14 protein-coding genes, 1 tRNA gene and 1 pseudogene are annotated in these 12,287 nt (G+C 69.3%); 2 read left to right on the forward strand and 14 right to left on the reverse strand.

Annotated elements, in window-relative coordinates:
- A pseudogene (locus AC06E6_RS14480) lies at positions 1 to 488 on the forward strand (phage tail protein); the annotation flags it as partial.
- A 49-nt stretch (positions 489 to 537) separates the two neighbouring features.
- Here the strand turns inward: AC06E6_RS14480 and AC06E6_RS14485 are convergent.
- The 14 genes from AC06E6_RS14485 to AC06E6_RS14550 all read right to left on the reverse strand — a co-directional run bounded on the left by AC06E6_RS14485 (position 538) and on the right by AC06E6_RS14550 (position 11,600).
- Positions 538 to 810 carry a hypothetical protein gene (locus AC06E6_RS14485; protein WP_478061811.1) on the reverse strand — a complete coding sequence of 91 codons (273 nt, stop codon included), beginning with the start codon at positions 808 to 810 and terminating at the stop codon, positions 538 to 540.
- Between the two features lie 80 nt (positions 811 to 890).
- Positions 891 to 965 (reverse strand) — tRNA-Val (locus AC06E6_RS14490).
- Positions 966 to 1,122: 157 nt separating this feature from the next.
- Positions 1,123 to 1,476, reverse strand: coding sequence for a PilZ domain-containing protein (locus AC06E6_RS14495; protein WP_104938219.1), 354 nt, complete (start codon positions 1,474 to 1,476; stop codon positions 1,123 to 1,125).
- Positions 1,473 to 2,432, reverse strand: coding sequence for a DNA polymerase III subunit delta' (locus AC06E6_RS14500; RefSeq protein WP_478061812.1), 960 nt, complete (start codon positions 2,430 to 2,432; stop codon positions 1,473 to 1,475). Before AC06E6_RS14500 ends, AC06E6_RS14495 begins: the two co-directional genes overlap by 4 nt.
- Complete coding sequence (gene mltG, locus AC06E6_RS14505; RefSeq protein WP_478061814.1) at positions 2,429 to 3,490, reverse strand: endolytic transglycosylase MltG; 1,062 nt, start codon at positions 3,488 to 3,490, stop codon at positions 2,429 to 2,431. Before mltG ends, AC06E6_RS14500 begins: the two co-directional genes overlap by 4 nt.
- 130 nt (positions 3,491 to 3,620) lie before the next feature.
- Entirely contained in the window at positions 3,621 to 4,964 is a 1,344-nt protein-coding gene (locus AC06E6_RS14510) for an aminodeoxychorismate synthase component I (protein ID WP_478061815.1), read from the reverse strand.
- Between the two features lie 166 nt (positions 4,965 to 5,130).
- Positions 5,131 to 6,393 carry a beta-ketoacyl-ACP synthase II gene (gene fabF / locus AC06E6_RS14515; protein WP_161615073.1) on the reverse strand — a complete coding sequence of 421 codons (1,263 nt, stop codon included), beginning with the start codon at positions 6,391 to 6,393 and terminating at the stop codon, positions 5,131 to 5,133.
- Positions 6,394 to 6,630: 237 nt separating this feature from the next.
- Complete coding sequence (gene acpP / locus AC06E6_RS14520; RefSeq protein WP_005415509.1) at positions 6,631 to 6,870, reverse strand: acyl carrier protein; 240 nt, start codon at positions 6,868 to 6,870, stop codon at positions 6,631 to 6,633.
- A gap of 148 nt (positions 6,871 to 7,018) precedes the next feature.
- Entirely contained in the window at positions 7,019 to 7,762 is a 744-nt protein-coding gene (gene fabG, locus AC06E6_RS14525) for a 3-oxoacyl-ACP reductase FabG (RefSeq protein WP_313254297.1), read from the reverse strand.
- 76 nt (positions 7,763 to 7,838) lie between these two features.
- Positions 7,839 to 8,783: an ACP S-malonyltransferase gene (gene fabD, locus AC06E6_RS14530; protein WP_104938213.1), complete on the reverse strand. Its 945-nt coding sequence runs from the start codon at positions 8,781 to 8,783 to the stop codon at positions 7,839 to 7,841.
- Positions 8,784 to 8,878: 95 nt separating this feature from the next.
- Positions 8,879 to 9,661 (reverse strand): BUD32 family EKC/KEOPS complex subunit, encoded by a 783-nt coding sequence (locus tag AC06E6_RS14535; protein ID WP_161615070.1) that lies wholly within the window; start codon positions 9,659 to 9,661, stop codon positions 8,879 to 8,881.
- A gap of 72 nt (positions 9,662 to 9,733) precedes the next feature.
- Positions 9,734 to 10,699, reverse strand: a complete 966-nt coding sequence (locus AC06E6_RS14540; RefSeq protein ID WP_104938211.1) for a beta-ketoacyl-ACP synthase III — start codon at positions 10,697 to 10,699, stop codon at positions 9,734 to 9,736.
- Between the two features lie 90 nt (positions 10,700 to 10,789).
- The gene (rpmF, locus tag AC06E6_RS14545; RefSeq protein WP_054663666.1) at positions 10,790 to 10,984 is read right to left on the reverse strand and encodes a 50S ribosomal protein L32; all 195 of its coding nucleotides are present in this window, start codon (positions 10,982 to 10,984) and stop codon (positions 10,790 to 10,792) included.
- A 106-nt stretch (positions 10,985 to 11,090) separates the two neighbouring features.
- Positions 11,091 to 11,600, reverse strand: a complete 510-nt coding sequence (locus AC06E6_RS14550; protein ID WP_104938210.1) for a YceD family protein — start codon at positions 11,598 to 11,600, stop codon at positions 11,091 to 11,093.
- A gap of 113 nt (positions 11,601 to 11,713) precedes the next feature.
- Between AC06E6_RS14550 and AC06E6_RS14555 the strand changes: the two genes are divergently transcribed.
- The gene (locus AC06E6_RS14555; RefSeq protein WP_478061819.1) at positions 11,714 to 12,286 is read left to right on the forward strand and encodes a Maf family protein; all 573 of its coding nucleotides are present in this window, start codon (positions 11,714 to 11,716) and stop codon (positions 12,284 to 12,286) included.
- The last annotated feature ends 1 nt before the right edge of the window (position 12,287 follow it).

The following is a 12,287-nucleotide window of genomic DNA, read 5'->3' on the forward strand; positions in this document are numbered from 1 at the left end:
TCAAGTACGGCTTGTCGATCAGTGATCTATCGCCCCTTACGGACCAGGAGAAGCTCTCCGAGGCAATGCAGGCCCTGGCGGACGCCACGGCCAAGGGAGACAGCCAGGCGGCCCAGCAGGCGGCACAGGTGGCGCTCGGCTCCGGCCGGAACCTGTACGCCAGCGGGAAGGACTACAACGACCTGTACGGCCGCGTCTCCGGCATGGTGGACGGCATGAAGCTCGGCGACCTCAACCTGGAGGATGGGATTTCCATGGGGCAGCTGGCCGATGCCATCGAGGCACTACCGGAGCACTTCGGGAAGGCGATCTTCGAGGTGGCCGCCAGCAGCAAGGAAGAGCAGCGGCAAACCAATGCGGCCCTGCAGGAGTCCAATCGGCTGCTGGCCGACGTGCGCACACTGCTGGAGCGCATCGACGCATCCACCAGCAAGGCGGCGGCCACCACGCAGCGCACGGCGCTGCAGTCATCCTTCAACGGGCGGTGACCATTCAAGCGGAAAGCCCCGTACCTTTGATGGCGCGGGGCTTCTTCGGTTAGGCGAGATCCTCACCTACGGTGACGAAGTGCCTGTCAATGTAGCTGCGTGCCTCACCGTATCCCAAGCCATCTGGCCATTCGATCTCGATCACCACGAAATCACCAATTGCATCCCGGCCAACCTCGGCCGTCGTCCAATCGTAATGAAGATCGATCCCATCGGCCTCAGCATCTTGGAGGCTAGAGAGCACACGCTGATCTAGATCGAGGGGATGAATTGCCCCCTGCGGTGTCCCATTGTTGGAGCGGAACGTGTACTTCTTCGGCATACCACCTCTCCATGTGTTGTTACCGTGCAGTTACGAAAAAACCGGCTTTCGCCGGTTCTTCTGCAACACATTGATTTTAATGGTGGGCGGTGCAGGGTTCGAACCTGCGACCCTTGCCGTGTGAAGGCAATGCTCTACCGCTGAGCTAACCGCCCGTGTTGCGAGCCGCTCATTATAGGAGGAATCGCGAAGACGTCAACGGATCGATGCAACTTTTTTGCAGGCCCGGCCCGGCACCGCGACGGGCCCGCCAAGGCGGCCTGCCTGCGCGCGCCTCCTGCCCCTGCGGGGCGCCGGCGGCGCCCACGCCACCTACATGGTGTGGGTCGGCTTGTCCGAACCGGCGGTGCCGGCCAGCAGGGTCTCGATGCGGCCGCGGATGGCCTCGCCGTCGGCACCGTCGGCCAGCTGCACGCCGATACCCGCCTGGCGGTTGCCCTGCGCGCCCAGCGGCGTGACCCAGACCACCTTGCCGGCGACCGGCAGGCGCTCGCTGGAGTCGGGCAGGGTCAGCAGCACGAACACCTCGTCGCCGAGGAAATAGCGCTTGGGCGTGGGCACGAACACGCCGCCGTTCTTCACGAACGGCATGTAGGCGCTGTACAGCGCGGCCTTGTCCTTGACCGCCAGGGAAAGAATGCCCTGGCGCGCGTTCGTCGCACTCATCGGTTGTTTCCTTTGGATGGCGGCGGGTTGGCCGCGGCCCAGCCCAGCAGCAGCTCCACCATCGCCAGATCGGCGCGCACCGTGGTGCGCAGCAGGTCGCGGGTGCGGTTGGCGGCATCGAACCAGGCGGCCAGCTTGTGCAATCGGCCCGGATCGGTCAAGCCGTCCATGGCCCGGCGCAGGGCCAGGTCGGCGGCATGCCGCAGGCGCAGGTCGGCGTGTTCGTCACCGCTCCAGCGCTGGGCCAGCTCCACCGCGCCGACGCGCCCGCCGGCGAGCCTGTCCAGTTCCTCGGCCACCTGCCGGCGCAGCGCCATGCCCTCGCCCTGCAGCCAGCGGTCGGCCAGCCCGGGATGGCCGCGCGCGGCGTCGAGCGCTTCGCGCGCGGCGCCTTCGGCATGCCCCTGGCGCTGCAGCCAGGCCAGCGCTTCCTCGCGCGGCGGCAGCCGGAACTCCAGCCGCTGGCAACGGCTGCGGATGGTCTGCGGCAAGCGCGCGGGGTCGGCGCTGACCAGCCACAGGTAACGGCCGGGCGCGGGCTCTTCCAGGGTCTTGAGCAGCGCGTTGCAGGCGGCACGGTTGATCGCATCGGCCGGGTCGACGATCACCACCTGGGCCGCGCCGTACTGCGGCGTCAGCGCCAGTTTCTGCGAGATCTCGCGCACCTGCTCGATCACGATCTCGGTACGCAGCTTGTCGCCGGTCTTGTTGGGGATGAAGGACACCACCTGCAGGTCCGGGTGGGTGCCGGCGGCGATCAGCTGCGCGTTGCGCGCGCGCCCGGCCGCGTCCATGCCGGTATCCAGTACGTGGCGGGCCAGCGCCATCGCCACCGCGCGCTTGCCCATGCCGGCCGGCCCGCACAGCAGCAGGCCATGGCCGAGGCGGCCGGCGTCCAGCGCCGCCACGGTCTGGTCATGGGCGCGCTGCTGCCAGGGGGCGAAAACGTCGCTCACTGCTGCGCCTCCGCCGCGCGGTTGTCGCGCAGTTGGCGCAGGTAGCGCGCGACGGCCGCGTTGTGTTCGGCGTAGTTCGCCGAGAACACGTGCGCGCCGCTGCCGTCGCCGACCGCCACGAAATACAGCGCGTCGCCCGGCGCCGGGCGCGCGGCCGCGGCCAGCGCATCCTTGCCGGGCATGGCGATGGGCGTGGGCGGCAGGCCGGCACGGGTATAGGTGTTGTACGGCGTGTCGGTGGTCAGGTGGACCTTGCGGATGTTGCCGTCATAGGCACTGCCGATGCCGTAGATCACGGTCGGGTCGGTCTGCAGGCGCATGCCCATTTTCAGGCGGCGCGCGAACACCCCGGCGATCTGCGGCCGCTCCGCGGCCAGGCCGGTTTCCTTCTCGACGATCGAGGCCAGGATCAGCAGTTCGTAGGGCGAGGCCAGCGGCAGGTCGTCGCTGCGCGCGGCCCAGGCCGCGGCCAGTTCCTTTTCCATCGCCGCATGGGCGCGCCTGAGCACGTCCAGGTCGCTGTCGCCGCGCTGGTAGACATAGGTCTCCGGCAGGAACCGGCCTTCCGGGTGCTGGTCGGGAAAGCCCAGGCGGCGCATCAGCTCGGCATCGTCCAGCGCATCGGTTTCGTGCAGCAGCGGCTCGGCCCGCCGCAGCGCGGCGCGCAGCTGGCGGATATTCCAGCCCTCGATGAGGGTCACGCGGTGCTGCAGCACCCTGCCCTGGCGCATGCGCAGCAGCAGTTCGCGCGGGGTGAGCGCATCATCCAGCGCGTACTCGCCCACCTTGAGCTTGCCGGCGGCGTCGAGCTGGCGTGCCAGCAATTGCCACTGGTAATCGCGGCCTTCGCCGATGCCGGCCTGGCGCAGCTTGCCGAGCACGGCATTGAGCCCATCGCCGCGGGCGACCACCACGCTGTCCTGGCTCGGCGTGAGCCGCACCTCGGCGAACTGCACCTGCCGGTAGTAGAACCAGCCGCCGATGCCGACGACGATGCCGGCCAGCGTCAGCAGCAGCATCAGCACCGTCAGCAGACAGCCGCGTTTGCCAAGCCCCATGGATTACCTCGAAGTCCGATCCTGCCGCGCAGGATACCGCGCGCCGCGTCGCGGCCGCCAAGCAATCGCCCGGCGCGGCTGCCGGCGTTGACGGCCCGGCGGGCTTCCCGCCATGGCGGTGGCCGCGGCGCTACAGCGCGCGCAGCAGGCCGCGCGCCTTGGCGCGGGTCTCGTCCAGTTCGCGCGACGGGTCGGAATCGACCACGATGCCGGCGCCGGTGCGGAAGCGCACGGTGTCGCCCTGCACCTCGGCGGTACGGATCAGGATGTTCAGGTCCATGTCGCCATCGCGGTTGAGCCAGCCGAACGCGCCGGTGTAGGCGCCCCGCGCGGTCTGTTCCAGCTCGGCGATGATCTCCATGCAGCGCACCTTGGGGCAGCCGGTGATGGTGCCGCCCGGGAAGGTCGCGGCGATCACCTGCCCCGGGCTCACCTCCGGGCGCAGCCGCGCGCGCACGTTGCTGACGATGTGGTGCACGTGGGCGTAGCTTTCCACCGTCATCAGCTCGTCCACCTCGACGCTGCCCGGCGCCGCGATGCGGCCCAGGTCGTTGCGCTCCAGGTCGATCAGCATCACGTGCTCGGCACGCTCCTTGGGGTGGCCGACCAGTTCGCGGATGCGCGCGGCATCGTCGTCGCCGTCGAAGCGCGGACGGGTGCCGGCGATCGGCCGGGTCTGCACCACATCGCCGTGCACCGACACCAGCCGCTCCGGCGAGGAGCTGACCACCGCGCGCCCGGCCGCAGCGAACAGCCCGGCGAACGGCGCCGGATTGGCCTGGCGCAGGCGCGCGTACAGCGCCGCCGGCGCCAGCGGCCGGGCGAAGCGCGCCTGCCAGCGGCGCGAGAGATTGACCTGGAACACATCGCCGGCGTGCAGGTAATCGATCACCCGGTGGACACCGTCGATGAACTGCGCGTCGGCGTCCTCGTCCAGCGCCAGCGGCGGCTGCCAGGCCGGCAGCTCCGGCAGTTGCCGCGCCGCGTGCAGGTCCTGGCGCAGCTGTTCGAACACGGCGTCGCGGCCGTCCTCGGCCAGCGCCATGCAGCGCCCGCTGTCGCGGTCGCGCAGCACCGCCGCCGGGCAGCGCAGGGCCAGCGCGGCGGGCAGGCCGTCGGCGCGCGCCGGCAGCCGCAATACCGGTTCGATCTGCCCGGCCAGTTCGTAATCGAGCAGCAGCGCCCAGCCACCCCGGAACGGAACCGCCGCAGCGTCCGGATCGCGCGCGATGCGCAGCGCCTGCCAGTCGCGGTCCAGCGCGTCCAGGAAGCCGCCTTCGACCGGGGTACCGTCTTCGCGCCGCACCGTGCCATCGGCATCAAGCCGCAGTTGGCCGCCATCGGCGACCAGCAGCAGGTCCCAGCGGCCCTGGCGGCCGGCGGCGGTGGATTCGAGCAGCAGCGGGTAACGCTGCGGGGACAGCCGATGCAGCGCCAGCAGGTCGGTGTCGGCGTGCAGGGGGAAAAGATGCATCGGTGGCCCGGAGATCAGGAGGGCGGCGCCTGCGCCCGGCGGGGGAAGATTCCCTGCGGCGCGGGTGCGGGAACCGCGCCGCCGGTGCGGGTGGACCCGGGCATGACCCGGTGCGCCCGCGCGCCGCCCCCTCTCCCGGCAGGGAGAGGGGGCGGCAGACGGCGGCTCAGACGCGCTTGAACACCAGCGTGCCGTTGGTGCCGCCGAAGCCGAAGCCGTTGGACATCACCACGTCGACCTTGGCCTGGCGCGCGACATTGGGCACGTAGTCCAGGTCGCAGCCTTCGCCCGGCTCGTCCAGGTTGATGGTCGGCGGGATCACGTTGTCGCGCAGCGCCAGCACCGAGAAGATCGCTTCCACGCCGCCGGCGGCGCCGAGCAGGTGGCCGGTCATCGACTTGGTGGAGCTGACCATCATCCGGTAGGCGTGGTCGCCGAAGGCGGTCTTCATCGCCATGGTCTCGCCCACGTCGCCCAGCGGCGTCGAGGTGCCGTGCGCGTTGAGGTAACCGACCTGCTCCGGGGTGACGCCGGCGTCCTTCATCGCCGCGACCATGCAGCGCGCGGCGCCTTCGCCGTTCTCGCTCGGTGCGGTCATGTGGTACGCGTCGGAGCTGGCGCCGAAGCCGGCCAGTTCGCAGTAGATCTTCGCGCCGCGCGCCTTGGCGTGCTCGTATTCCTCGAGGATCAGGATGCCGGCGCCGTCGCCCAGCACGAAGCCGTCGCGGTCCTTGTCCCACGGCCGCGAGGCGCGGGCCGGGTCGTCGTTGCGGGTGGACATGGCCTTCATCGCGCAGAAGCCGCCCACGGCGGTCGGCGAGGAGCCGCGCTCGGCGCCGCCGACCACCATCACGTCCGCGTCGCCGTACTGGATCATACGCATCGCGGTGCCGATGGAGTGATTGGACGTGGCGCAGGCCGAAACCGCCGAGAACGATGGCCCCTTCAGGCCGGCGATGATGCTCAGCTGCCCCGGCAGCATGTTGATGATGGTCTTGGGCACGTAGAAGGGCGAGATCTTCTTGCCCTCATGGAACTCGATGGTCTGTTCCTCGATGCCGAGCAGGCCGCCGATGCCGGCGCCGATGATGGCACCGACCCGCTCGGCGTTGGCTTCGGTGATCTCCAGGCCCGAATCGTGCAGGGCCATGAACGAGGCACCGAGGCCGTAATGGATGAACGGGTCCATCTTCTTGGCGTCCTTGCCGCTGACCCGGTACTTGCCGAACTGTTCGTTGTCGGCGGTGATGTCGAACTCCTTGACCTCACCTGCGATCTTGGTGGTGAAGCGTTCCAGGTAGGCGTCGGCGATGTGGGTCAGCGGACCGATGCCGGAACGGCCTTCGATGATGCCCTGCCAGCTGCTGGCCAGATCATTGCCCAGGGGCGAGACCATGCCCAGGCCGGTAACGACGACGCGACGCTTCATTGCGGTTTCTCCTGACCCGGTGCTCGATGCGGGTATGACGCGGGGGACGCGGATGCACATGGCCGTTCACGGCCGGATTCCAGATTGCGTGGGCGCGCCGCTGGCGCGGCGTCCACGCCCACCGGACGGGCCGCTGCGCGGCCGGCGCCCGAATGGGATGGGGCCGCTGTCGCGGCCCCATGGGCTTGCCGTGGGCGGCATGCGGACGTGCCGCCGCCGCGCATCAGCCGCCGGTCATCAGGCCTTGACGTGGGCCTTGATGTAATCGATGGCGGCCTGCACGGTGCTGATCTTCTCGGCTTCTTCGTCCGGGATCTCGCACTCGAACTCTTCTTCCAGCGCCATCACCAGTTCGACGGTGTCCAGCGAGTCAGCGCCCAGGTCATCGACGAACGATGCGCTGTTGGTGACTTCCTCTTCCTTGACGCCAAGCTGTTCGACGACGATTTTCTTGACGCGTTCTTCGATGGTGCTCATTGGATATCGCTCCAGATGGAGTAGTGGTTCAAAAGGCGCCATCGGAAGCGATGGCCGTGGGATAGTGTAGTGGAAAGCGCCGGAGCCTTGCATTCTGGCAAAATGCCACGGCGATCAACCACTTGGGCGCATTCCATGCGCCGCACGCTTACGGCATGTACATGCCGCCGTTCACGTGGAGGGTTTCGCCGGTGATGTAGCTGGCGGACGGGCCGGCCAGGAACGCCACCGCACGGGCGATGTCCGCCGGCTCGCCGAGGCGGCCCAGCGCGATCTGGCCGAGCATCGCGGTTTTGGCGTCCTCGGGCAGATCCTTGGTCATGTCGGTATCGATGAAGCCCGGCGCGACCACGTTCACGGTTACCCCGCGGCTGCCGATTTCCTTGGCCAGCGACTTGGAGAACGCGATGATGCCGGCCTTGGCCGCGGCGTAGTTGGCCTGGCCGGCATTGCCGGTCACGCCGATCACCGAGGCGATGTTGATGATGCGGCCCCTGCGCGCCTTCATCATGCCGCGCATCACCGCCTTGGAGGTGCGGTACACGCTGGTCAGGTTGGTGTCCAGGATCGCCTGCCAGTCCTCGTCCTTCATCCGCATCAGCAGGTTGTCGCGGGTGATGCCGGCGTTGTTGACCAGGATGCTGATGGCGCCGAATTCCTTGCCGACCGCATCGATCAGCGCGTCGACCGCGCCGGGCTCGGTGACGTTCAGCGCGCGGCCGTGGCCGCCCTGCGCGGCCAGGCGCGCGCCGATCGCGGCGGCGCCGGATTCGGTGGTGGCGGTGCCGATGACGGTGGCGCCCTGCGCGGCCAGTTCGTCGGCGATGGCCGCGCCGATGCCACGGCTGGCGCCGGTGACGAGCGCGATTTCACCCTGCAATGGCTTGCTCATGCGGTTTCCTCTTGGTGCGCCGCAGGTTGCGGCTGCAGGTCGGGGCCGGGCGCGGACGCCGGCCGTATCGTAGGGGTCAGGCGGCCCACTCTTCCAGCGCGCCGGCGAAATCGGCCGGGGTGGCGAGCGAACGGCCATCGATGCTCTTGTCGATGCGCTTGACCAGGCCGGTCAGCACCTTGCCCGGGCCGCATTCGGCCACGCGGGTCACGCCGCGCGCGGCCAGCGCCTGCACGCAACCGGTCCACTGCACCGGCAGGTAGAGCTGGCGCACCAGCGCGTCGCGGATGGCGTCCACGCCCGCATGGGCCTGGGCATCGACGTTCTGCACCACCGGCAGCGACGGCGTGCGCCAGTCCAGCCCGGCCATGGCCACGGCCAGGCGGTTGGCGGCCTCGCGCATCAGCGGCGTGTGCGAGGGCACGCTCACGGCCAGCTTGACCGCCTTGCGCACGCCCTTTTCCGCCAGCAGCGCCAGCGCGCGGTCGACCGCCGCGGCGTCGCCGCCGATCACGATCTGGCCCGGGGAATTGAAATTGGCCGGCACCACCACCTGGCTGCCGCTGGCCTGTTCGCAGATTTCCTGCACCAGCGCGTCCTCGGCGCCGAGCACCGCGGCCATGGCGCCGACGCCGGTTGGCGCGGCCTCCTGCATCAGCTGGCCGCGCAGCCGCACCAGGTGCGCGCCATCGCGCAGCGACAGCGCGCCGGCCGCGACCAGCGCGGTGTACTCGCCCAGGCTGTGCCCGGCCAGCACGGCCGGCGAGGCGCCGTTGTTCGCCCCCCACAGCCGCCACACCGCGATGCCCGCGGCCAGCAGGGCCGGCTGGGTGTACTCGGTGCGGTTGAGCTGCTCTTCCGGGCCGCCCTGCGACAGCGCCCACAGATCCACGCCGGCGCCTTCGGAGGCTTCGGCGAAGGTATCGCGGACCTGCGGGTGCAGTTCGGCCAGTTCGGCCAGCATGCCCAGCGACTGGGAGCCCTGGCCGGGGAATACGAAAGCGAGTCGGGAGTCAGTCACGCGGTCATCTGCTGCATGAATCGAAGCGGCGCATCATAAGCGTGAATGCCCCCGCCCGTCTGTACTGGCGCGTATGCAGCCCGCTGGCGGCCGGCTCAGGTCAACAGCGCCAGCAGGTCCAGTTCGCCGTCGGCAAGCCAGTCCAGCGACAGCGCCGCCAGTGCCACGCAGCCAAAGGTGGTGGCCGCATGCACGACCAGGATGGCGTGCGCCAGCGCCCGTCCCGACCTGCCCGCGCGTCGCAGCACGCGGGCCAGCCGCCGCAGCCGGCCGGTAACGTCATGGGCATGGGCGACCACCGGCCGCTCTGCCGTTTCCATGGCACCGGCCAGCAGCGCTTTGAGCGCCTGCGGGCGGTCCTCGTAGTACCGGGCCACGCCGTAGCCGAACATCAGCCAGTCGCGCGCCTGCGCCTGCTCCAGGTCCATGACCTCCAGCGGATCTTCCTCGAAATCGATGAAGCCCACGCGGTTGCCGTCCCAGGTCATGTTGCGCGGCAGCGGCTGGCCGAAATAGGCGCCGCCGCGGTGGGCCTCGGCGATGGCGTCGACGGCGGCCGCCACCAGGCGGTCGCGCGCGGCGGCGTCGGCTTCGCGCAGGCAGGCGTTGAACGAGGCCCCGGTGTGCTCCAGCACCAGCGCGGCGCGACCGTGGCCGATGACCTCGGGAACATTGACGCCCTGCGCCTTGAGCTCGACCAGGCGCCGGGCCTCGACGGCGCGCGCCTGCGCGCCGCCACGGTGCGGCGGCGGCCGCAGCGCATCGAGCTGGAAACGACGGGCAACGAAATTCAGCAGCCCCAGGGCCACTGCCCGGCTGCCTTCACCATAATGCTTGAGCCATGCGCGCTGCCCTTCGATGAGAATGGGTTCAGCCATGACGGTACCTCCCGGAAACGGCGGCCCGCGGGGCCGCACCGGGAGCCTCATGCTCCCGGCCAATCCGGCATATCAATAGCGCAGCAGCGCCGAACCCCAGGTGAAGCCACCGCCGAAGGCTTCCAGCAGCAGCAGCTGGCCGCGCGCGACCTTGCCGGAGCGGATCGCGTGGTCCAGCGCCAGCGGCACCGAGCCGGCCGAGGTATTGCCATGCTTGTCCACGGTCACCACCACCTGGTCCATCGACATCTCCAGGCGCTTGGCCGTGGCTTCGATGATGCGCAGGTTGGCCTGGTGCGGGATCAGCCAGTCCAGGTCAGACTTGTCCAGGCCGTTGGCCTGCAGGGTTTCATCAACCACCGAGTCCAGCGCCTTGACGGCGTACTTGAACACGTCGTTGCCCTTCATCGTCAGCTTGCCGGGCTTGTCCAGGCCGGTCGACACGCCGGCCGGGTGCCACAGCAGTTCCTTCTTGCTGCCATCGGCATGCAGGTGGGTGCTGAGGATGCCGGTTTCCTCGTCGGCCTTGAGCACGACGGCACCGGCGCCATCGCCGAACAGCACGCAGGTGGTGCGGTCGTTCCAGTCGACGATGCGGGTCAGGGTTTCCGCGCCGATCACCAGCACATGCCGGGCATCGCCACTGCGGATGAATTTGTCGGCCACGCTCAGGGCGAACAGGAAGCCCGAACATGCCGCGTTGACGTCGAACGCCGCCGCGCCGGCCGCGCCGAGGCGCGCCTGGATCAGGCAGGCGGTGGACGGGAAGATCAGGTCCGGCGTGGTGGTGCCCACGACGATCATGTCCAGCTGCGACGGCTCGATGCCAGCCGCTTCCAGCGCGCGCAGCGCGGCGTTGTAGCCGAGGTCGCCCGTGGTCTGTCCGTCGGCGGCGACGTGCCGCTCGCGGATACCGGTTCGCGACTGGATCCACTCGTCACTGGTGTCGACGATCTTGGCCAGATCATCATTGGTCAACACCTTTTCGGGCAAATAACTACCGGTGCCCGCGATCCTCGAGTAGATCCGCTTGCTCATGCTGGTTCCTGTTGCGCGGGTCCGCCGTGCGGCGGGCCCGGAAGAAATCGGTGCGGGGGCCGCCACCTCGCGGTGGCGGCCCGACGCGGATCAATCTTCTTCGACGACCGAAGTCTTGGTCGTGATCACCTTCTTGCCGCGGTAGAAACCGTCAGCGGTGATGTGGTGACGCAGGTGCACTTCGCCGGTGGTCGGGTCGGTGGACAGCTGCTTGGCGCTCAGCGAGTCGTGCGAACGGCGCTGGCCGCGGCGGGACGGGGTAACACGGGATTTCTGCACAGCCATGGGATTGCTCCAAACTCGGTTCGTTCGTTTCGTCGTTGCAGTGCGCGTGATGCGAGCATCCGGCACTGGTTTTGCTTTCGCCGCAGCCGCCGACGACAACCGGCTGCTATTGTTTCTTCAGCGCCGCCAACGCCGCGAACGGATTGGCCTTGCCCAGTTCCTCGGTGGTCGCGGAGAAATCGCGCTCGACCGCCTCGCTTCCCGGCGCCACCGGCACCACCGGCACCGCCATCACCAGCTCGTCTTCCACCAGGTCCAGCGGCCGCAGGTTGCCGTCTTCCGGCACCAGCAGCGCTTCGTAATCCGGCGGAAGCGCCTGTTCCTCGTCCTCGTCGCGTACCAGACCCAGCCGCTGCACCAGGTGCACCGGCAACAGGAAACGCTGCATGCTGCGCTGGCACACCAGCGGCAGCGCGGCATCGATGGTCAGCTCGACATAGGCGACCCGCAGGATCTCGTCGCGGCCGAATTCCAGCGCATAACTGCACTCTCCCTCGGCATCGGCGACCAGCCCCTGCAGGCGTGCCAGTGCGGACAACGACACCCGGCCTTCGAAGCGCCTGCGCGCTGCGACCATCCGCCAAGCATCCAGCAATTCGGGCACGTTCGCGGACATAAGCTGCAGAATGTTAAGGACAGGCCTGCCGGCTGTCAAATCCATCGTGCCGGCATTGCCACCACGGCGGCCGCGCCGCAGACTCGGCGCCGCTTTCACCCCGGTATTGTCGCATGCCTGCCCTGATCCTCGCCTCCACTTCCCGCTACCGGGCCGACCTGCTGTCGCGGCTGCGGGTCCCGTTCAGCTGCGAGGCGCCGGCAGTGGACGAGACGCCGCTGCCGGCCGAACCCCCGCGGCAACTGGCCACCCGGCTCGCGCGGGCGAAAGCCGCCGCGGTGGCCGCTGCGCACCCCGGCGCGTGGGTCATCGGCTCGGACCAGGTCGCGGAACTGGACGGTGCGCCGCTCGGCAAGCCGGGCACCGGCGAAGCCGCCCGCGCGCAGCTGGCCGCGATGTCCGGCCGCCAGGTGCTGTTCCATACCGCGGTCTGCGTGAGTGATGGCGAGCGCCACCTGCAGGCGGTCGACCTGACCCGGGTCGACTTCCGCACCCTGCACGCTGACGAGATCGAACGCTATGTCGACGCGGAGCTGCCGCTGGACTGCGCCGGCAGCTTCAAGTGCGAGGGGCTGGGCATCACCCTGTTCGAGGCCATCCATTCGCAGGACCCGACCGCACTGGTCGGCCTGCCGCTGATCGGCCTGTCCAGGCTGCTGCGCGAAGCCGGCCTGGCGCTGCCCTGAA

The organism is Stenotrophomonas sp. Steno-Z10-HUANG (assembly GCF_056393075.1).